At 32.4% G+C, this 22,802-nt stretch carries 17 protein-coding genes; 8 read left to right on the top strand and 9 right to left on the bottom strand.

Annotated features, from left to right (window positions below; genetic code table 11):
* The first annotated feature begins 196 nt into the window (after positions 1-196).
* From P3F81_RS10295 to P3F81_RS10285, 3 genes are all read left to right on the top strand, one after another.
* On the top strand, positions 197-2,647 hold the full coding sequence (locus tag P3F81_RS10295; RefSeq protein WP_309320374.1) for a hypothetical protein: 2,451 nt from the start codon (positions 197-199) through the stop codon (positions 2,645-2,647).
* Positions 2,647-4,131: a hypothetical protein gene (locus tag P3F81_RS10290; RefSeq protein WP_147670063.1), complete on the top strand. Its 1,485-nt coding sequence runs from the start codon at positions 2,647-2,649 to the stop codon at positions 4,129-4,131. Before P3F81_RS10295 ends, P3F81_RS10290 begins: the two co-directional genes overlap by 1 nt.
* A gap of 709 nt (positions 4,132-4,840) precedes the next feature.
* A complete protein-coding gene (locus P3F81_RS10285) occupies positions 4,841-6,580 on the top strand; it encodes a caspase family protein (RefSeq protein ID WP_147670062.1) in 1,740 nt (579 codons plus the stop codon).
* Positions 6,581-6,801: 221 nt separating this feature from the next.
* Here the strand turns inward: P3F81_RS10285 and P3F81_RS10280 are convergent, their stop codons facing one another.
* The 5 genes from P3F81_RS10280 to P3F81_RS10260 form a co-directional block, all read right to left on the bottom strand.
* Positions 6,802-7,467, bottom strand: coding sequence for a hypothetical protein (locus P3F81_RS10280; protein WP_147670061.1), 666 nt, complete (start codon positions 7,465-7,467; stop codon positions 6,802-6,804).
* Positions 7,418-9,118: a site-specific integrase gene (locus P3F81_RS10275; protein WP_147670060.1), complete on the bottom strand. Its 1,701-nt coding sequence runs from the start codon at positions 9,116-9,118 to the stop codon at positions 7,418-7,420. The genes P3F81_RS10280 and P3F81_RS10275 overlap by 50 nt, the downstream gene beginning before the upstream one ends.
* A gap of 16 nt (positions 9,119-9,134) precedes the next feature.
* Entirely contained in the window at positions 9,135-11,549 is a 2,415-nt protein-coding gene (locus P3F81_RS10270) for a hypothetical protein (RefSeq protein WP_309320373.1), read from the bottom strand.
* The gene (locus P3F81_RS10265; protein WP_147670058.1) at positions 11,542-12,786 is read right to left on the bottom strand and encodes a site-specific integrase; all 1,245 of its coding nucleotides are present in this window, start codon (positions 12,784-12,786) and stop codon (positions 11,542-11,544) included. The genes P3F81_RS10270 and P3F81_RS10265 overlap by 8 nt, the downstream gene beginning before the upstream one ends.
* Before the next feature lie 204 nt (positions 12,787-12,990).
* On the bottom strand, positions 12,991-13,263 hold the full coding sequence (locus P3F81_RS10260) for a spore photoproduct lyase family protein (RefSeq protein ID WP_147670057.1): 273 nt from the start codon (positions 13,261-13,263) through the stop codon (positions 12,991-12,993).
* Positions 13,264-13,876: 613 nt separating this feature from the next.
* On the opposite strand from P3F81_RS10260, the gene P3F81_RS10255 reads away from it, so the two are divergent.
* From P3F81_RS10255 to P3F81_RS10245, 3 genes are all read left to right on the top strand, one after another.
* Positions 13,877-14,371, top strand: a complete 495-nt coding sequence (locus P3F81_RS10255) for a DUF6803 family protein (protein ID WP_147670056.1) — start codon at positions 13,877-13,879, stop codon at positions 14,369-14,371.
* 65 nt (positions 14,372-14,436) lie between these two features.
* The gene (locus tag P3F81_RS10250) at positions 14,437-15,150 is read left to right on the top strand and encodes a response regulator transcription factor (protein ID WP_309320372.1); all 714 of its coding nucleotides are present in this window, start codon (positions 14,437-14,439) and stop codon (positions 15,148-15,150) included.
* On the top strand, positions 15,143-16,246 hold the full coding sequence (locus P3F81_RS10245; RefSeq protein WP_147670055.1) for a sensor histidine kinase: 1,104 nt from the start codon (positions 15,143-15,145) through the stop codon (positions 16,244-16,246). Before P3F81_RS10250 ends, P3F81_RS10245 begins: the two co-directional genes overlap by 8 nt.
* 6 nt (positions 16,247-16,252) lie before the next feature.
* Here P3F81_RS10245 and P3F81_RS10240 read toward each other — a convergent pair whose 3' ends face one another.
* The gene (locus P3F81_RS10240) at positions 16,253-17,122 is read right to left on the bottom strand and encodes a LysR family transcriptional regulator (protein ID WP_147670054.1); all 870 of its coding nucleotides are present in this window, start codon (positions 17,120-17,122) and stop codon (positions 16,253-16,255) included.
* Positions 17,123-17,332: 210 nt separating this feature from the next.
* On the opposite strand from P3F81_RS10240, the gene proB reads away from it, so the two are divergent.
* On the top strand, positions 17,333-18,133 hold the full coding sequence (gene proB, locus P3F81_RS10235) for a glutamate 5-kinase (RefSeq protein ID WP_309320371.1): 801 nt from the start codon (positions 17,333-17,335) through the stop codon (positions 18,131-18,133).
* A gap of 205 nt (positions 18,134-18,338) precedes the next feature.
* Here the strand turns inward: proB and P3F81_RS10230 are convergent, their stop codons facing one another.
* The gene (locus P3F81_RS10230; RefSeq protein WP_147670053.1) at positions 18,339-19,676 is read right to left on the bottom strand and encodes an MATE family efflux transporter; all 1,338 of its coding nucleotides are present in this window, start codon (positions 19,674-19,676) and stop codon (positions 18,339-18,341) included.
* Between the two features lie 309 nt (positions 19,677-19,985).
* Between P3F81_RS10230 and P3F81_RS10225 the strand changes: the two genes are divergently transcribed.
* The gene (locus P3F81_RS10225; protein ID WP_147670052.1) at positions 19,986-21,065 is read left to right on the top strand and encodes an HAD family hydrolase; all 1,080 of its coding nucleotides are present in this window, start codon (positions 19,986-19,988) and stop codon (positions 21,063-21,065) included.
* 228 nt (positions 21,066-21,293) lie between these two features.
* On the opposite strand, the gene bioC is transcribed toward P3F81_RS10225, so the two are convergent.
* Positions 21,294-22,088, bottom strand: coding sequence for a malonyl-ACP O-methyltransferase BioC (gene bioC / locus P3F81_RS10220; RefSeq protein ID WP_147670051.1), 795 nt, complete (start codon positions 22,086-22,088; stop codon positions 21,294-21,296).
* A complete protein-coding gene (locus P3F81_RS10215) occupies positions 22,089-22,793 on the bottom strand; it encodes an alpha/beta fold hydrolase (RefSeq protein ID WP_147670050.1) in 705 nt (234 codons plus the stop codon).
* Positions 22,794-22,802 lie beyond the last annotated feature (9 nt).

Here is a 22,802-nt window from a genome sequence, read left to right as displayed (position 1 = left end):
AGACCTGATAAATCATGACAAGTGTCTCTAAAATATTGGGTAGGTGAAAATATTGCGACGGTTTGATGAATCACAGAAAGATGATTTTGAGAGGGCTTTAAAGCTAGGACATGATAATGCTGATTGCCTCCGGCAAATGCAAGGTTGGTGTAAGAGTGTTAAGATTAAAAGGGTTTCCGAAGGACTTTATGCCCAAATGTCGGGATTGCCTATTGCGACTCATAGTTTAGGATGTCCATATGTGCATGGCGAATCACAATCTATGAATTTGCGCTGGATATTTTCAGAATTTCTTATAAAGAATTGTGCTGTATGTAGTAATCAAATTCCTAATGGGAATACGACATGGGGAACAAAAATAATTGAAGATAATCGAGTGGAGATGCAAAAATACGAACAGGAAAATAAAAAAGAAGCAGAACGTATATCGCAACTTCGCTCGGAAATGCGCATAATGTCTAAGAAGATTGCCGTTGAGGTGGAATCTGAATCCCAGCGTATCATTGAATTTCTAGAAGCTTTTTTCGATGAGAATGAAAAGTCAAGAAAACGGGCTGCCGAAAGTCTAAAGCAATCAGCACATTTGGCTGCAGATATTTTTCCAGATGTGGCAGTCAATCTTATTTTTGGTTTTGCGATATCGACAGAATTTAGTGGGCTAATACTTCCAATATGCTCAGAATTAGCGGCGAAACGCGCTGATTTATCTTCTCGACTTTATAGGATAGCCTTAGATAACATTGAAAAGAGGCTACATGTAGAACTATCTGCTTCGGTTCTTGAGGCTCTTGGAAATTCTATTACATATCCTCTTGATGAAGAGTATATTGAAAAATTGATACTAGCACAAGATCACTATCACCATTTTGGTATTAGGGGAGATAGTAAGCTGGCATATCCTAAAAGTACAGCAGTCCTTATTCATTGCTTTGATGCTGAACCGAATAGTGTTCAGCACGTTATTAGCCGAATTTTACAGAAACAAGATGATCATTCACGTGTTCAATTATGCGGGGCACTAAAACTGATTCAAGAGGAAAGACCGCAAATTGTGCTGAATCTTCTTGATAATCTTGTGAAAGCATTAGAAATGCATGAAGATGCGCAGTCGGGAATAGAGACACCTTCCGGAAAGATCATTCATCTTTTACAAGCAGTTTTCCGGGATTATCCTGAGAGGGTTGATAAGGTGCTTTCAGATTCATTTATTCGTGTCCGCCCAGCAGTTCAAGAGGACATTATTAAAGTATACCGTGATCAATTTTTTGATTGTACCATAAGTTGGGATCAAAGGCTTGAAAGTAAAAAAAGAGACACGGTATCGAAAAACGAAGAAGAAGCAATCAAACGACTGTTAGGGTGGGCTAAAGATGATCGAATCGAAATAGATATCCGTTCTTGTGCGATTGAGGCATTTGAGATGGCTTGTGATTATGCGACTGCCGGTGTACTTCCGCATTTTAACGCTCTCCTAGGATACGTTGCACTCATAAGTGGTAAGAAAAACCTACCTGTTTCTCCACCTCAAATTTTTATCCCAGGTCAAAAAAATAATCCCCAACTTGAGGAATTAAATAATTTCAATCGTAAACAGGAATGGGAAATTTTTAAACAGAGATTGCAAAAATGCCTGGAGGAAATCTGTGAAAATAGACCAACAGAGGTATTCGAGCTAGTCGCAGATTGTCTAAACCAGTCATACGATCAAATGGAAGATAGCTTTAGAGCAACTTGCGTGTCTTTGTTAGGGCAACTTGGCAAGGAGTATCAGCTTCGCGTGCGGGTTATGCCTCTCATTTGGCGCGCATTAATGGATTATAGTTCAGCTTTGGTACGAGCTGTAGCAATAAATGCCACCATCGAAATGTTCTCGCATTCCAGTGCTACTCCACCGCCTAATCTTGTGGACGTAATTATTATACATTTGCAAGACACGTATGTAGCTGTTCATCAATCTGCTTTGAGAGCTGTTTCTTGGCACGCGAATTGGTTTGACGAAAAGCAGTCAGTTGAAGTTCTTTCCTGCCTTATGAATCATTTAAAAGTATATAAGAGCGACAAATACCAACTAGATGATATCTGTGATGGCTTGATGGCAGTTGCACGAAATAGTGAGCGCCTCAAGGTATTGGCCTTACATATGGTTGAGTCTGTTTATCCTACAGGTGAAGAACTTGTGGATTCTAAAATTGCTGGGAATTTACTATTCTTCTGCAAACCAACAGAAGCTATGGCACATCTTGTTGCGAAAAATATTATTACTTATCTTGGAAATTATGAACGAGATCTTTTCAATCACTATGCATATTCGAAAAGATTTCAGATGCTCTGGTGGTTGCATAATTTGCCGGAAGAATCTTATCAGCGAGTCGAACAGGAATTACTGGCTGCTGCAATCGGCATAGCAAAACGTGATGCTTGGGAGGCATGCTATTTTGCAAGTATTTTTTCACTCCATAGAGCATTTAATTTAGAATCTGCTGTACTAGAAAGCGCAGTTAATGGTTTACCGCAAGAGCCAAGACATGATTCACTTCGTAAAGAATTAAGGAAATTAGCAAGCATTTCTGCAGGAAATGCGGCACTACAAAATAATGATAAAGAAAAGGCAAATAATTGTTTTTGCAGCAGTTGGAGTGACGTTTGATGGAAGAACAAGAAATAAATTTTAAACATGCTCTTAATTCAGCGACCCTTTTTTCGGAGATACGTAAAACACTGAATGTAGTAAATAGTAATCATACTGAATGGTCAAAAGAAGTTACTTCTTTAATTGAAAGAGCTGAAGAAATAATCAAAAAAACTTTTCATGTTCATATCCCTATAGAATGGACAATTATGATTGCTGGACTTCATACGTTAGCTAGTCAGATTACATGCTTAACAATTGCTCAGACTGGTGAGGGTGATCTTGTTAAGGAACGTACAAAATACGAAATATTACTTGGTGAACTACGTCGTTTATTACTTTCTAGTAACTTGAAGTTACATAGTAGTACAGAGTTAGTAAGGCAGATTTTATTACAACCTGGATCTAGCTATGAAGAGTTGCGAGCGTTTTTGCTATTAATTCCACTGCCATTGCTCTATTGGCAGTCAAAAGAAGTGAATATAAGAGAGCCTAAAGGAAACGTTGTTGAATCGAATCCGATGTTGAGGGTTATCGTTTTTTTGGATAATGCACCAATTGCTAGTCCTACACTCTTGAAATCTAATATTTTATATCCGCTTAAATTTCAAGTTTGTGGTCTATTCTGGAACGCTAATGCAATACGCCTACGATTAGATTTACTTACAACTTGTCCAAATGGGGTGTTTTCAGTTTCAGAATTCATATTAGAAAAGCCTTGTTGTATTGAAAATGGGGAATATAACGGAGAATTGTCTGGAAATATTATTTTCCATTCAGGACAGAGTAGTCTGATAGACGATATAGTGTTTATAGTTAGGGGCGCATTCTTAAACGAGGATGGGAGTTTTACGGAAATACCGGTAATCGGACATAGTAAACTTTGCCTAAGGATAACTAATGACGATAGTACCCCTCTAATGACAGGAAACCGACGAATGGATAGTCATATTGAGAAACTTGTTACTAAGCTGATAGGAGATTGCCCAAGTGTACGTGACGAGCTACCAGATTTGCTTGAAATCCTTCAAGCTCTTACACGCCTGCTAACTACATATGCTCAAGAGGCTATTTATAAAGGCCGTAACGATGTGACAGAAGCAGAGTTTCAGAAAACTGTTCTTCGAGACCTCAGATTAATGTTAAACCAAGAAAAAGTTCAAGAACATCCAAGCCAAGCTGGAGGGATTACGGATATTAGTTATCATGGTGTAATTGTAGAACTAAAAGTCGAAAAGAAAAAAGGTGATAGAGAATTTATCTCTAAGAAGTATGCACCTCAAGCTGTGCAATATGCTGGTGTGGACGCAAGGCAGGTGAGTATTCTACTAATTCTTGATCTAACAAGCAAGGATAATCCTCCAGGGGATATTCGTAATGATATTATTCTTACAGATGTTGAAACTCATGGTGGAATTGACAATACAAAGAAATTTCCATCTAAAGCATTTGTTTTTGTTATAAATGGTAACATGAAAACACCATCAGACTATTCAAGATAATTTTAATATTTGTATCATTTAATAAAGGAATGCCTTAAAAATTAATTTTTAACGTAAATTTTGTAAATAGAGAATTAAAACAAATTTACAATTTTAAAAATAAGCTGAATTTAGAGTCTGGTTGTTTCTATCTTTAGTGGTATCTGTTAAAACAATATTAAAAATTTTAACATCTTTACGTTCATGGAATTTACAGTCTTCAGATTAATATCGTTTTAATGCTTTTTCGTCACGTTCTCTTATAGCTTTGGTTATGAACCAATTACGTATTGAGTTTTATTTGGAATTATTATCCATGAATTGTTTTTCTTTTTTTTTATTAGGTGTTTTTGTTTGGAGCCATTGAAACCTTTTATCTCTTGGAATAATTGCAATATCAAATAGCTCTGCCAACAGATATATAGATTATAAGGTATGAAAATGGAGCTATTATTGACGAGCAACATAATCAAATTTTAAAGTCAATACGAAATAAGCTATAACAATCGTAAATTTGTTATAGCTTATCTTTAAATCTTTCATTCACAAAATATACTTTAATCATTAAAATTTTGAAACCTTTTCCTTTGTAGCTAGGTAGGAGTTGATACATAATTTTTATCAAATTGTTTTTCATATCGGCGATAATATTTAATTGAAAAATAAAAAGGATTTTGTAGTTTATTGCAGTGTATTGTTAATTATTAGGAATTTGACATAGGAGTGTAATATGGAATTTAATTATCTATCTAAATACAATAATAGTTGGGCATTAGTAATTGGAATTAATAAATATCAGTACGTAAATCCGCTTGAATATGCTCGCAATGATGCTGAAGCGATTGTAGAGATACTTATTACTAAATTTGGTTTTCCTAAGGAGAATGTAATAAGTTTGTTTGATCAAGACGCAACAAAGAAAGCAATATTAAGTAATTATATGAGTTTTTCTCAATCAAATATTAAAGAGAATGATAGAATTTTAGTATTTTTTGCTGGGCATGGGCATACTTTATTGGGAAATCGTAACAATATAGGATACCTGATTCCAGTAGATGGAACGCTTGATGATATCTCAACATTTATTAGATGGGATGAATTAACTAGAAATACTGACCTAATTAAAGCTAAACATATCTTTTTTATAATGGATGCTTGTTTTAGTGGACTTGCTATTACACGTTCTCTTCCACCAGGAAGCACCCGATATCTAAAGAATATGTTAGAACGATATTCTAGGCAGGTATTAACAGCAGGAAAGGCGGATGAAGTTGTAGCCGATTCTGGTGGGCCAATTCCAGAACATTCTATATTTACAGGCCATTTGATTAACGGTTTAGAGGGGGAAGCTGCAAGTTCTGACGGAATAATAACTGCTAACAGATTAATGGCATATGTTACTGACAAAGTTTCAAGGGATCAGTATTCTAACCAGAGCCCTCATTATGGTTATTTTGATGGGGATGGTGATTTTATATTTAATGTTCCTATGTCTTCTAGTTTAAAAGAAGCGGATAAATTTAGTGAAGATAAATTGATTGAAATTCCTATTATTTCAGATAGAAATATTGATAATGATGAAAATAAGCTTCTAGAGGATGTTAAGTTGTATCTTTCTGATGAAAGTACTCGTATAAAATTGGATACAATTATTACACAAGAAATTCGAAGATACCTTTCTTTATCTTCAAAAGAATACTTTCCGATCGATTCGGGGGGAAGCCCCATTACTAATAATGATGTACGTAATCGATTGGAGGAATATGAGAGAATAAGTCAGGGGTTACAAAAGATTGTTGTTACTGTTGCATATTGGGGATATCCTACCCATAATCATCTATTGAGAAAAATAATAACACGATTAGCAGATCATATTGAGGTAGAAAGTGGAACCGGAGTTTGGCTGAAAATGCGATGGTATCCGATATCTATTTTAATTTATGTAGCAACGATCGCTGCTATTGAAAATGAAAGGTATGATACCATTGCTAGTATACTTACTACAGAAATCGTATCAGAGGAAAGTTCCGATAATAACTCAGCTATTGAAGCAACAGTTAAGGCCATGTTAGAACTTGATAGATCGAAGGTATTTCAAGCAGTTCATGAAGAAAATCCAAATTATTACGCTCCAAGAAGTGAGTATATGTTTAAAGTAGTACAGCCAATTTTAGATGATATATTGTTTTTAGGTAAAAGTTATGAATATTTGTTTGATAAGGCAGAAGTATTTATCGCTTTGATTTTTGCAGATCTTACGAAAAATAGTTGGGGACCACCTGGAAGGTTTGCATGGAAATATAGACGTGGTTATTCAACAAACCCTTTTGCGGAAATTGTAAAAGAAGCTGATTTGAAAAAAGATGAATGGGCGCCTTTGAAAGCGGGTTTGTTTTCTGGATCATATGAAAACTTTAAAAAAGTTGCTAATAATTATGAGGAATTATTGAAAAGATTAGATTGGTATTAAGTATGATTTCCTAATATATTGAGAGTTCTTCAAATTATCGCTGAACTATTATAAAATTCATATATTAACTATACGAATAAGCCACCAAACTAAAAGTTTGATGGCTTATTCACTTTTTTGGATCATGTGATCAAACTAACATAATATTTTTGTAATCTAATTTATAAAAACTTGTCTAACTCAGTATTGACAAGCTTTTTAAAATAATTCTATGAAGCTTGTTAATCATTCTTTTTTATGAAAATCTCTTTATTTGAGTCTAGTAAGATCTTACCAAATTGTTCTTGAAAATCAAGAGTTAAAAGTTTTTTTTGTCCTTTTGGTATATGGATTACATTTTTGGGGATGTTGAGAATTTCTCTCTTACTATGATATGTACTATCTCCGCATACTTCATCATACTTAGTTTTATAATATTCTATATCAGCCTTTGCTTGTTTGAGTTCATTTCTTAATCTTTCTATTTCTCTAGCTTGCTCAGCCGATGCCGTTATAGCATTTTCTTTTGTCTTTTCAAAGATTAGCACTTTTTCATACATCTTACTTACCATATCAATTAATGATTGAAAAATTTCTTTTAATTTTTTGGGATTTTGAGGAAAATATAATTCAAAAATTTCCTCAATATTTGGTAATGGGAAGGACCTTATCGTGTTAGTGTCTACCATTCCTGTTTGACGAGAGTGATTGATGTAATCTATTTCTTCTTTTACTTTGTTCCAGTTTCGGCGCTTAATTCCAGTTAGTTTTTCTAATTTATTCGCGTTCAATGTTTCATCCGTAACTAATGAAATTTCACGAAGCTTAACTAAAAGATTTTCTCTATTAAAACTTTCATTAGCGGGTTTGCCTCGTTTTCTGTGCCGAATTATCTCGTTGTTTTTCAACAAAATTCTCCTCCTTTACATAGTCCAATAATTTAGAATCAATTACTATTTTTTGTGCCATGAGATTTTGTAATTGCTCAGCGGTAGATTTAATTTTTGAATTTGTACCAACTGAACCTTTTTCTATAGCTAAATCAATAAACATGTTTTTAGATATATTTTTTAATAAATCTATTTGCTCCTTAATTATTTTTGCAAGATTATCGGATTTTTCATGAAGTTCTTTTTGTACTTCTGGATATCGATCTACATCTAAAATGTGGTATAAACATGACCAACACTCCGTTACACAATTAAAAAACTCATTACAATCTTTTGATTTTATAGTGCAATACCCTTTTTCGATTTCCAAGAATCCTCTAATTTGGTCTAAAGAATACGTGCATAGAAGCCCTGTTCTTTTGATTGCATCATATTTTCCCGAAGCGTTTCTTGTATTTAGGTGGTTTTCAATCTTAAGTTTTCTTGACATAGTGTAGACATAGCTCTCAGCGTAAGTTTCTAAATGATTGTAATAATGTAACTGCGATTCTAAACTAACATGTCCACCGATCCGTGCTATTGCGATTGGGTTAAATCCTTGCAATATCATGTTGCAAAAAGCTAAGTGTCGAGAATCACCTGGCTTTAATGGTACTATATCAGTATCAGTTATTTTACATTTATAAAAATTGTTAAAAAGGTGACTAATACTACTTAGACACATAATTTCTTGATCTAATTTATTATTCAAGTTGTTATCAGGAGTAACGCAGAAACTGTTAAATGCTTTCCAAGAAATAAGATAAGGAGACCGAAACTCTGGTTTTAATAAAGATTTATACTCTTCAATAAAGCCATAAATGTCTGAAGTTGTTTCTAAAATATCAACTCTTTCAATTCTGCGTTTTGCAGTAGTTTCTTTAATTTTCTCTCGTGGAATTTTTATCCAATAACGATCTTTTACATCCTTCCAGCAACACTCAAATTCTATTTCTAAAAATTCCGATGGGCGCAAAGGGATAATAGAAGTGATCCTCCACCAAAGAAATAATGGATAATATTTCAATAAATCATTATTTTGTCTTTCTAAAATAGTTTTATTAATAATATAATCAAAAGTTAATATGCTTTTATAATTCGGTAACTTTCTTACATTACTGTTACTCAAAGCAACGTTTTTATCTAAGATATCTTCATAGTCGTCTAAATTAGAAATAGGATAAAAAGATAAAAAGTTATCAATTATTAAATATGCTCTCCTTACAGTATTCTTTGGTTTTGTATAAAAAAAATCTTCAAGATCCTCAACTTTATCTTTAGAGAAACATTTTGTTAAAATTAAAACTTCTTGTAAAGCATTAATAAGTGGGGGTAAGGTATACGGCCTTATACCTTGTTCTAGTTTTATAATGACAAGACATTTCAAAACATTATTTAATTTTAATTTATTTACCTTAAAATTAATATTACGAATCTTTCCGTTCTTATAACAGGCAATCCAGGTAATGTCGTTGAAATTAGTATTTACAGATATTTTCCCAAGTTCTTTTAGTTTTTCAAAACGATTTATGTAATCGGTAATTTCCGAAGAATTAAAAATAACATTATCATTTTTAATAACTAATTGAGTTTTTCCTTTTTCACTCTCTTTTAATACAAATTGATCCATTTTCAAAGCACTTCCCTTAACGCACTATTTCAAGACTCTTATATAACAAATTCAAATCAATAAAAGCTGATACTGTTTCTCTCCCTAAGCCACACTCTTCATCTAATGCTTCGCCTAATAAATTCATATATTCTAATAAAATCCATCTTAATTTCATTTTTTCTGCGTCTAAACTTAAGAAATACCCGCTTTTTATTGCTTTTTCTTCTCTATTGATCAAGTCTTGAAAAGCTTTTAGCAAGTTAAATAATTCGTTTTTTAGAGATACAAGAAAATATTTATTAGGAATAAGATATTCACATTGATAACAAATCTTTTGTGGCTTTGGGTGCTTACAATTTCCATAAACAAAACATTGAGCTTCTGGAACTCTTGCTGGCATTATCCCTTCATATATTCCTTGGATTTTATCTAATAATTTTTCTTTGGGAAAATTACGTATTTCATCAATAAGTATTTTCTTCTTTTCTTGCTGCCGTAATAAAAACTTACCTAATCCTTCTATCTGAAGAGGACTTTGTTTAGATTCAATTCCAACAATTAAATTAGTTTTATCTTGTAGTGATAATCGATTCCATGTTTTATCACCAGCGATAAAGAGTAATAAAGTATGATAGAGCCAACCAAAGCTCCCTCTTTCAAATAAATGGACTGAAAAATTTACTTCTTTTTCATTATTATTCATCTCTTGGATATAAATAGATGTAGTATTGGTTAGCAACATATCATTCTCTTGCAATTTATGACTCCGCAATCTCCGTGTTACTTCATTTGCGATACTCTGTAAGTTTGATTTTTCAGATACATATTCATAAAAAAGAGTTAAAAAAGTTCTACATGCTTTTAAATTAGAAAACGCGGCAAGTTCTGATTGCCCATTAAAAAATCTCAAATAGTCCGATTTCTTAGGATAACTATTCTGGAAATGATACATTATACATTTTTTATTATTTTTCCGCCGATGAATTTCAGCAATAGTTAAGGCGGTTGCAAAAGGGATAATAAGTGATTTAGGTACATTAAAACTATTACATGCACCTGTTTTATTAACTATAAGTTCGTGCATATAGTATTGCTGAAGAATTATTTCTGCCTGGAGCTTAGAGAGACCATTCAAATTGTTATTGAAATAACTGAAATCAACAATATTTACTTGATCTAAATCTATATTTGGAATAGATTTTATATCACCAGCTCTCCACGCTTCAAATAAGTGCATCATAATATATATCCAAATTTGTGTGTGCTTTGATTTCTTTACAGCTTTTTGTATATGGAAATTCAAATCAATTACATTTTGATGATATTGAACGAACGTTTTTTCGGGGATTGTTTCTCTTTGCTCACTATTATCATATTTGCGTTGTATGACAGGAATTACAGTAAATCGACACTTGTTTTTTTTTATAGATTTACAATAAAGTAGAAATCTACAAATAAGGGCACTGTCGTTAGTCGTAATACTTTCTTCACTTAAAAATAATTTAATTTCATTATCATCAAATAAAAAAATATCTTTATGTATCAGTTTAAGTAAACGTCTAGAACATCGGATATATCGTCTGATAGCCTTTCTTTTATTTTTTTCCTCTGATTTTTTTAGTTGAAGAAATACAAAATTTTTATATAGGGTACTTGTTTCTTTGTATAAAGAGTTTTCAAATAAATTTGTACTCTCAATGATAAAAAACTCATAAGCAGCTTTTGAATCTTCGAGAATTGGATCTGTATTTAAGTATTTTTGTCGATGAAGATATGCCTCGATATCTTTTTTATAGATGAGGGCTTTAAATCTAGGTTGCTTCACCATGCGAGTGTTTGGTAGTTTTTTTAACGTCCTTAAGTCAATGCCATATAAATTGTTTGCTTCAGTAATAACTATATATTCATCGTTATTAATAAAATTTTCTGTAATAAATAACTCAACTTCACTTTTGGGGATATAGTACTTATTTTTAAAGAGAAGCGTACCCTTAAACTGTTTCTTTTTTACTAATGCGAAAACAGATGAGCTATGACGATCCAAAAGAGTTGCACTTTCTTCAAGGGTGTAATAGTTTTTATTGAGATCATTCTCTTTTTGAATGTAATTTTCGAATTCTTCTTTAGATACATAATATTTACCACCAAAAAGGATGTAGGATTTAAAGTATTTTTTTACAATCTTATAAAAATATTTTGTATCCATATTTGCCAATTGGCTTGCTTTGAGCAATGGATAATAATTATCACGAATATTATCACATTTTGCTTTATATTCAAAAATATCTTTTTTAAGTATATAAATGCGAGAGGGGGCTTTATGATATTTAACCCTTTTATTTTTTAAAAGTTCTCTAATTCTTCCACAATTAAGCTCTAAATATATAGCTGCTTTTTTTATAGTAATATATTTTTGACCATCTACAATAATTTCAGCGTTCTTAGTCAAGATTATTGTCTCCTTTCAATAAACGATAACCTTCTTCGTACATTTTATCCAGTGCTTCTGCGCTTTGCCTTTTTCTGGTTGCCGTATTTTCCATATAAGGCTCTTGAGACTTAATATTGCTGTCGCCGCGTTTTATTTTGGTTATTATTGGACTTTGGGTTATTTCAGATACTATATTACTAAATATTCCTCTACCGATGTGGGTACCCCATTTAATCGCTTTTAGAGTGATAGCATAAGCCTGAAGTTTTGGGTTAAGAGATTTCTCTAAATTTTTAATAAAGGCTTCTTTTAGCTTTCCGAAATAGTATACATAATTTCTAAAAGTCATTGCTTGTCCATTTCTATCCGCAAACAAAGCTAGTGTACCATCGGAAGGTAGATAATTTTCAATATGTTTTTTATATAATTTAGGAAGATAATCGTGGAAAACTTCAATACTTTGCATTCTTGGTTTTTTTACGTGCGTTGCATTACGTTGTGGTTTTTTACTAAAGTTTTGATTTTGTAAACGCACATCTACACCAAACTCACCATACATGCCATAAAGCGTATTTCCTGTTCTTGTGCAATTACACACTTCGGAAGCTCTTAGTCCACCCATAACCTGAAAATATACACCTAAAGCAATTCTAGGAGTAACCACTTTAGCGGTCTCTAAAAATAGAACTAATAATTCAGATTCCATTGTATGTAAGTGTCGATTCGTTCTTTTTCTACTCGAATGCTCTGCTTCTGGAAAAAATGATTCTAAATATTGTGTTTTGGGGTGTTTGTTTTCGTTATTCATAATGAATTTAAAATCATCCTTATTCACTAAATTCAAGAGGTTTTTGCACGCTAAAAAGTAATAAAATTTGGTAAGGTTATTTTCTTCTGTTTTCCTATATGAAATAGTACGCTTGTTATAAACTAGATTATTTATATAATCAGTTCCATGTCTGACATCTAAATCCGAAAAAGTCTTTAATTTATACTTGTTATTATTCTTTAAGATAAAATTTAAAAATCGGACAACTGTTTCTGCTCTGTTCTTCATCGAACTATAACTTTGTTTTTTTAATAGTAATACAAATTCCGAAAAAGGATGAATAAAATGTCTGTTAAGCGTATTGTGTTGAACAGCAATTAGACAAATCTGTTCTAACTCATCTTTACTATTAGTAACTTTTCTATGATAAGCAGCTCTAATTATAAATTTATAGCCAATTTCATTTATTGAGATTAACTCGCCCACATATTCAACTCCTAAATGATTTATGCCAATACTCTCCTTGAGATAAATCAGTGCAAATGATTAATGCCAAATTATGTATAAATATGTTATTCTATATAAAAAAAACAACCCCTTTTATTGTAAGAGTTTGTTTATGTTTTAATAGCATATTCAAGTATTATTTAATGTCAATTTATTTAATGTCAATTTATTTAATGTCATCATTTAGTAAACAATCCCCATGCATCCACTAACTAAAGGAAGTTGATAATGGGCAGAAGGCTTGCATGATTGAAATTCGCTGATTTTTCTAACACCAATAACCAAGGTGTTTTTACCCTGTTGATATTTTGTTGGAGCATCACCTTTTAAAATAATACGAGTAGTTTTTTGATAATGAATAGGAATAGATTTTTCTTCGAAAAATTTTTGTAAGGCTTTACCTTTCGGATAGGTTAATGCTTTTTCTTCAAATATAACTAATTTAGGAATAAACATTATATTATCACCTTTACGATTATAGATAGAAAAGTAGCAGTAAAGTACATTTTCTTGAATCCATTATGATTTTTCTTAGTTTTATCATATAATTAAAGGTTTATCCGAAGTTTAAGATTGAATAGATAAGATTGAATATGAAAATATTTATGAGTTGCATGGATATGTGTTAATAAACTATGAGAGAAGTTTTTGAATTCTAATACCATTAAGGTTGGTATTAGAATTTTTAAGAAAAATTTTATTACTCTGTATTTATAGATTGTATGAGAGTCGTATTCCCCAGAAAAAACGCAATTTACGAAAATTGATTTAAATATAGAATTGGTGTTAAGACTTGTGGTCTTAAGAAAAAATCGTTCAATCTTACATCGCTGGAGAAGGTGGATATAGTTATCTAGCCCCAAAATATAAAGTAACAAATGAATGTATGATACAGCACTGGGCGAAAGCATGTCATGTATTTGGTAATGAAGGATTAATGCATTCACAAAAAAATGAAAAGAAAATTATAGTTTTAATTTAACATATATGTTTCACAAAAGGTTCATAATTTCTTCAAATTTAAATGATATCATTTTTTTAGTTAAAATAAATGAAGGAGTTTTGAATTATGAATATGACACATTATATGGAATTGTTGGCGGTTAATCAGCCTTGGAACTTAATTTTCTATATGGTAATACCAGTATTTTTAGCAGAAGCTTTAGTTGCTACTGAATTTTTTACAGTTTATCTTAAAAATTCTCATCCTGGTAACTGGAAAAAATGGAATAAGCGCTTAGGCATAGTATTAGGATTTTACTTTTTGGGGATAGCATTGCAATTATGTGTTAATGTTATTCCATCTATCCAATGGCGGGGTATTTTAGACGTATTAGCAGTTGGTTCTTATGTTAGTGGTGTAATTCCTCTGATGGGAATTTCCTTTTTAGAACTAGGCATTATTGCTCCCAATAAGTCTGAGGATGAAAAGATGAAATTGCATTTTCTTTTATTGATAGCGTTTCTGATTGTTTCACATATTGCTATGGTATTTGGCATGTCAGATCCAACATTGCTTGGTTGGCAGTCTAATACTATGGAAATACATCATCATATGAAGTAATATTATAATATTAGTATTAAAAGGGTACTTTAGGGTACCCTTTTAATACTAAATAGATAAAAAATATGCAAGGGAATGAAGTAACCATGCAACACACTGTATTGATTGTAGATGATGATAAGAAAATTGTAAAATTGCTAGAAGCTTATTTTCAATTGGAGAATTTTATAACCAGTGCATCTTATGATGGGCAGGAAGCTTTGCTATGGATCCGTGAGAAACATCCGGATATTGTTATATTAGATTTAATGTTGCCACAAATAAGTGGGTTAGAAATTTGTCGGCAAATACGTACGGAAAGCAATGTGCCGATTATAATGCTCACGGCTAGAGATGAAGAAGCCGATAAGTTGATTGGATTAGAAATAGGTGCTGATGACTATGTTACCAAACCGTTCAGCCCGCGTGAAGTTGTTACTAGAGCTAAAGTTATTTTACGACGCTCAAAAAATGTATCGAATGCTGATGAGCTGATTCGCGTTGGCAATATATCTATTGATATTGCTAAACATATTGTAAGTAAAGGCAAAATTACTATAGAGTTGACACCAACGGAATTTAAAATACTTGAGTTATTAGCGGCGAATCCTAATCAAGTATTTACACGGTTACAAATTGTTGAACAAGTACAAGGCTATGCTTTTGATGGATATGAACGTACGATAGACGCGCATATTAAAAATCTTCGTCGAAAGCTAAAAGATAGTCAACAAGAGTCAACTTATATACAGACAGTTTATGGAATAGGCTATAAATTAGCCAGTGATTATAATGTTTAATATTACTTGGCGAATTACTGGACTGATGTTTTTAACGATTTTGATAACTGTATTTTTACTGGTGTATTTAGCTAATCACCAAATGGAACTACATTTTAACACATACTTAAATGCGCAGAGTATTGATATGATAAATAAAATCGGTATGGATACACCGGAACAAATTTTTTTACAGTCGATTCATCATTCTCTATATTGGGTAGGTGCTATTCTTTTAATATTGGGGCTTATTGCTAGTTTTCTAGTTGCACAAAGTATTACTATTCCGATTCGTAAGTTAGGTAAAGGTGTAGATTCTTTAAAAAAAGGAAATTATGGAGAGAAAGTAGATGTTATAGCTAATGATGAAATAGGTGAATTAGCTGTTGCTTTTAATGATATGTCAAAATCCTTAGCAGATAGTATTACTCTAAGAAAACAACTATTGGCTGATATTGCTCATGAATTAAAAACGCCATTGTCTGTAATACAGGGGAATTTAGAAGGTATGTTAGAAAATGTGATTAAGCGTAGTGATGAACAAATTCAATCACTATATGAAGAAACTTTACATTTGAATCGAATGATTAATGATTTGAAGGATTTAACGTTAGCCGAAACTAATCAGCTGACTTTGGAAAAAAAAGCTACGGATATCAATATTCTTATTGGTCGAGCATTGAATATGCTGGAGGCAATCGCAGATGATCAAGGGATTCTATTTGTGAAAAAATTGCAACCGGTTCCGGATGTTTTTGTTGATGTCAATCGCATAAATCAGGTACTTTATAACCTATTGGTAAATGCTTTGCGTTACACTCCTGATCAGGGGATAATTACTGTATATAGTGCATTGGTGGAAAAAAACAATGAAAGCTGGGTACAAATTATTATTGAAGATACGGGGTGTGGTATTTCTCAAAAAGATTTGCCATTTATTTTTGAACATTTTTATCGAGCTGATAAATCGCGAGATAAAAAAAGTGGTGGTTCTGGGATTGGACTAGCAATCGTCAAACAATTGCTAGAGATTCATAATGGATCGATACAGGCAACTAGTGTAGTGGGACAAGGTAGTAGGTTTATTATCTATTTGCCAGTTTCAACTGATATATAAAGTAGATTAGTATCTATATTTTAAATAGTCTAAAAATTTTTTAACTGCCAATGAGGCAGTTTTTTTATTGCGTAGAGCGATTGCGATATTTCTATATGCAGGAATATCGAGTTCTTTTAGAATGATCTTATAGGGAATCCGCTTTAATATTAATTGTGGTAGAATACTGATTCCTAAACCGCTTTCCACCATAGACATGATGGCATAATCATCCCAAGTTGTAAAACGTATCCTAGGCGAAAGATTGCTACGTTCAAATATTTCTGAGATTTCAGATTTTACTCCTTTTTCTAAAAGCATAAAAGGGGAATTACATAACTCTTTAACCGGGAAAATTTCGCAAGAGGCTAAGGGGTGATTCTCGGGTAAGACGACAAGAAACTTATCTTGCTCTAGAAAAATTGTTTCAAGACCGGGATGTGTAGGAAGGCGTGTGAATCCGCAATCGACGCGTCCTTCTAAAATCCAATTTTCTATTTCTAAGTAGTCACCTAATAAGAGTTCGTATTCAATATTAGGGTAATTACCTTGGAATCTCTTTATAATATTTGGGAGCCAATGCGTTGCCACACTTGAAAATGTGCCTATTCGGATAAGTCCGGATTGTAATCCATTCAACTCGTCTACTTGTGTTTGGAGTTTTTGATATTCGTTGCAAACATTTTTTGCAAAGGGCAATAGTTTCAATCCATCAGAGGTTAGTTTTACACCTAAGCGACTACGTTCGAGCAGGGATACATTCCATTCTTTTTCTAAATCGTTAATCATTCGACTAATCCCAGATTGAGAATAATTCAATATTTCCGCCGCTTTGGTGAAACTCCCATATTCAACAGTTTGAACAAATGCCATATATTTTTGGATGTTCATATCCATCTTATATTACCTCATATTCATCTGATTTTATCATTGTTAACATGATAAACATTCACTTTTGTGATTTATTTTACTATGATACACTTCCTTTAGTGAGATTTCAAGTTTTATAAATTGGATAAAGCAAGAGTTTAATCAGGGATATTGCTGAAAAATTTTCATGAGTTTGATGTTTTTTGAAAGAAAATAATTTGTAAAGATGAGGTAAGTATGATGAGTTTGTATAACAATAGAATGGTTGTTAAAGTTGGTACTTCTACATTGACCAATGATATAGGAAAAAGCGACTTAAGAATTTTTGATCGTCTTGCTTGTGTGTTGTCTGACATTCAAAATATGGGGTATGAAGTTATTCTAGTATCATCTGGTGCGATTGCTATAGGAGCGAATAAGTTACAAATGAAAAAACGGCCAACGAGTATGAGGTTAAAACAAGCGGCGGCAGCAGTTGGACAATGTAGTATTATGTACTTATATGATAAATTTTTTAATAATTATGATAAAACGATTGCACAGATTTTGTTGAATGCGGAAGATATGGAAAATGAGGAGAAAAAGGAAAATTTAATTAATACCTTTAACACATTACTTGAAATGGGAATTATTCCAGTTGTAAATGAAAATGATTCAGTAAGTTATACTGAAATTGAGTCAGAGGATAGATTGTTTGGAGACAATGATATGCTTTCGGCTGTGGTTGCAGTACTGTGCAGGGCGAAAAAACTTATTATTTTATCTGATATCAACGGTTTTTATGATAGTGATCCACGCCTTTATCCAAAGGCAAAATTAATAGAATGCATCACAAAGATAGATGAACATATCTTATCTCTAGCTGGAGGTGCTGGTTCGCGGCGTGGTACAGGTGGCATGAAAACGAAAGTGCAAGCAGCAGAAATGGCAACTTCGCAGGGAATTGATACAATTATTATGAATGGGAAAAATCCATTAGGAATTTATGAAATTGTTAAGGGGGGAAGAGGTGGGACTCTTTTTGTTGGGAAAAGATAAAATGCTTCTCTTGTATAATCTAAATTTAAATTGAAATTTTTATAAATAAAAATTATTTAAATATGATATTTTAATATATGTAACAAAGATGCAATTTTGGAAATTTACTTAAAATACTATATAGGCGTTAAGACTTTTGGTCTTAACGCCTATATAGTAATGATGAGTATTATTAAGATTAGTAAAGACTAATTAGAACATAAATTTAAAGCTTCTCGTTTCGATTACTAAAAATGTAATACATAATGCAAAGAATGATAGACAAAGTTGTTGCAATAGGGGATGCAAGCCCTATTTCGAACATTGTGGCACCCTCTACTTTACTCATAAAATAAGAAAATGGGATACGAATTAAAAATGCGGCAAGCAGACCTTGTATCATGACAAACATTGTTCTGCCACAACCATTGAAATATCCCATAAAACAAAATAGGATCGAAACGAGAATGCAGTCAATAGCATACGATTTCATATAATCGGCACATGCTTCAATTACGTCATTGTCAGTTGAAAAAATTTCCGCTATCAAATTTCCGTGGAAGAAAGCAATATAAAACATAATAAAGCCGAAAATTAGAGAAGTTGCCATGCCGTAAAACATAGCAAGCCTAGCTCGATTTGGTTTTCTTGCTCCGATATTTTGCGCTGAAAATGCTGAAATGGCAGACATGTAGGCTATAGGAATCAACATGATAAAGATTACAATTTTTTCACTTACTCCTACGGCGGCCGATGCAACGAGACCTAGCACGTTTACAATTGCGGTAATAATCAAGAAGGAAAGATTGGTGAGTGCGTCTTGTAGTGCTATTGGAGAACCAAGTAATAATATTTTTTTTGTTTCATTTTTATGAAAGCTAATATGCTTTTTGGAAAAATTAAAGGGGAGTTTTTTTCTTTTAATTATCATAATAGATAAAATAACACTTAGTGCTTGTGCAAGCACAGTAGCTATAGCGGCTCCGACTGCATCAAGTTTAAAAAAACCAATTAAAAGTAAATCTCCTAAGATGTTTACTATGCATGCGATAATAACAAAAATTAATGGAAGTTTGGAATTGCCAAGGCCTCTAAAAATACCACTAATGACATTATACGCTACAATAAAAATTAAACCTGATGAGCAGATCATTGTATATTGAACAGTTTTTTCAAATGCTTCAACAGGCGTATTAAGAAGTGTGGCTAGAGGACGGGCGAAAATTAATAATAGTATAGTCAAGATTATTGCGATTGCTGTAAAAATACAAATGGATGCTCCCATCGTTTTTGCGGCGCCAGATTTATTTTGAGCACCTATTTTTTGCCCAAGCAATACAGTAGTGCCCATTGTTAAGCCTGTGATAATTCCTGTAATAGTTTGCATAATTTGACCGCCAGTAGCAACTGCAGACACGCCAGAAGCATCGCCAAACTGGCCTACAATTATTAGATCAACAGCGCCATACATAGCCTGAAGAAATATGGCGAACAAAATCGGTAAAGAAAATTTAAGCAAAGGTACAAGAATAGCACCTTCAGTAAAAGTATTTTTTTGTTCCAATTCTTATCCTCCTAAAAACAAAAAAAGCCGGATAAAATACCGGGCGATCCCCCGACATCTTATCCGACCGTTGTAATTGCGATTACAAGTCTCCGATGAACGTAGAAAATAGTATCATAATAAATTTTAGTTGTCAACAACTCTATATTGTTAATTGCGATGTGATATATGTCTGACAATAAAGTGAAATGGGTATTTTTTAGCGCAAAATACCATTAAATAAATATTAAGTACAAATTATGACAAAATTTTTAATTTAAAAGGAGTATATTGGAGTTGTAACAAAATATTTCTTAGGGAGGCAGAAAAATGAATAAAACGAAAAAACTGGTTTCATTTATCCTTGTATTTGCCATGGCGATAGGCATTGCCACTTGTACACAGGCAGCATCTCGTGAAGAAATCGCTAATATTCATGTATCAAAAGCCGGAGATTTTAAGTATTGGGCGGATAATTCTCCAGCAAAGCAGACTCTTGTTAACTATGTTAAAGATGTTACAAACAAAAAAAGTGCTAATTTTATTCCTGTTGAAGACCGAATTGCAGTATTCGATTTGGATGGTACACTAATCTGTGAAACTACACCGTCTTATTTTGAATGGATGATGTACTTGGACCGTGTATTAGATGATCCTACATATAATGCTTCTCCGGAAGATAAAGATTATGCTAAAGTTGTAAAAGCTGCAATTGATGCAAGACATCTTCCAGAAGATATGGAACTTAAAGAAGCTATTGCACAATCAAAAGCATTTGCAGGAATGACTTTCCCCGAATATGAAAATTATGTGAAAAAATTCATGGAAACTCCTGCTGAAGGATTGACCAATTTAAAACGTGGAGAATCTTTCTATTTACCAATGGTAGAAGTTGTTTCCTATCTCCAGGCAAACGACTTCACTGTTTATATCGTATCTGGTAGTGATAGACCTGCGTTACGTATTTTAGTTGATGGTATTATGAAGATTGCGCCAAATAATGTAATTGGAACGGATGCTGATATTCTTGCATCGCATCAAAATGGAAAAGATGGACTTGATTATGTTTATGCAAAAGACGATCGAATTATCCGTGGTGAGTTCTTACGCAAAAATGTAAAAATGAATAAAGTCTCTAATATCGCACAAGAAATTGGTAAACAGCCAGTATTAGCATTTGGTAATAGCAGTGGTGATGCTAGTATGTTCCAATATACGATAATAAACAATAAATATAAGAGTGATGCATTTACACTTCTTTGTGATGATCTTGATCGCGAACTTGGCAACCAAAAGAAAGCTGATTCAATGGCAAAGAGTGCAAAGGAAAATGGATGGGTAGCTATTTCTATGAAAAATGACTTCAAAACAATTTATGGACCTGAAGTTAAAAGAGCTGCTGCTCAATAATAAAAATAAAAAGGTAATAAATCTTAGTAGAAAAGAGAACTTATTCTGAATTTGAGAAGGTTGAGTTCGATAAAATATCCTGTTCTTGTATGAGGACAGGATATTTTATTTGCTGTAGAAATAATATTTTTATTTTAATTTTTAATAAAGAAATATTTATTATGTATGTAAATGAATAAGTTAAGTTCGTCTTAATGAAGATCAACGGTACTTTATTCAAAAATCACTCTAAACTTTTTGATTTTTTCCGTAAATAGCATGATAGGTTGTGTATACTTGATCATCTTTAGAGAACGTATCTTCATAATAAGTGAGCATATCTGTCATAACTTTTTTATTAACAAGAACATGGTCTGCTTGTGAAGAATTATTTGCACCAATTTTTTTTATGCTTCGTAAAAAATCTTTAGGAGAAGGAAAATATTCTGTATAGAATTTTTCTTGATGCGTGGAAATGAAACCTATGCTAGTGGAAATATTAATGAGTTCATTCATTTTGGAAAAAGAAGGTCCGATAATATAGTTTTGTTTTATCTGATTTTTTTGATATGCATAGGTAAAAGATTGACTGAGCTCGATAAAAGTTTTAGGCCCAAAGGTAGAATAGATTAAGTACCCATTGGGATTTAAACATTCGAAAAAACGTTGAAATGTTTGATTATAATCTGAAAACCATTGAAAAACTGCGTTAGAGATAATTAGATCATATTTTTTATCGGTTGAAATTTTTTCGCCATCTAAAATAGCGTAAGTAATATTTTGATAGTTAGATAATTTGTATTTGGCTGATTCAATCATATCGGGAGAAATATCTGTGGCTAAAATATTCGCATCTGGAAATTTATCAGCAAGAATTTTTGTTAAATATCCAGTTCCACACCCAATTTCTAAAATTTCGTAATTTGATTTCTCTTCTAACAAATCATTTAGGACCAACGCCATTTTCTTTTGTACTTTTGCATATTCATCATATTCTTTAGCAGCTTTTGAAAAATGTTTGGTAATCATATTTTTGTTTAACATTTAAACATCCTCCTTGCCTTGCGAAAAAAATATTTTCTCGCAAGCTTTTTGCTGTGTCAGAAATGGAATATGACCGCAAGTGGGTAGTAAGGTAAGCTCAGCATTAAATAAATGTTCATATAAATATTTACCTGCGTCGACAGGACATATTTTATCAGAGGTTCCGTGAATAATTTGCGTAGGAATTTTTATCTCCTTTAAAATATTCCGTAAATCTTTTTGCAATAAATATTGTAAATTTTCTTGTAGGTTATCTATATTGCTTACGAGCATTGCTGGGAATTGCTCTTGGATAAATTCTTGTTGAAAAGATTGTTCTTCGATCGAAAACATTAACTTATAAAATTCTTTTTGTGCAGCGATGGAATTTCTATGTATTTTTCTAGACAAGTTTTTTACGATAATTTCATTTAGGCCACAAGGATATGTTTCGTCTTGAACAAATTTTGCAGTTGATGATATTAGAATAAGTTTTTTTATTTTTCTTGGATGTTGATGCGCAAGTTCTAAAGCGAGCATCCCTCCTAGAGACCAACCAATTAATGTTAGCGGATGAGAAGATTTTTTGTAAAGATGATAAAGCTGATGTTCTAAGTCGGAAAAACTTTTGTGCAAAGAGACATCATAAAAATTACTATTTTGTCTTAAGTGAAGCTTAGACCAGATTGTTTTATTTGTTGCCCAACCGTTAATAAATAAAACCATAAAAATCCT

The sequence above is a fragment of the Selenobaculum gibii genome, from assembly GCF_030273445.1.
GTDB lineage: Bacteria > Bacillota > Negativicutes > ICN-92133 > ICN-92133 > Selenobaculum > Selenobaculum gibii.
This window is presented reverse-complemented; position numbering and strand designations above follow the sequence as displayed.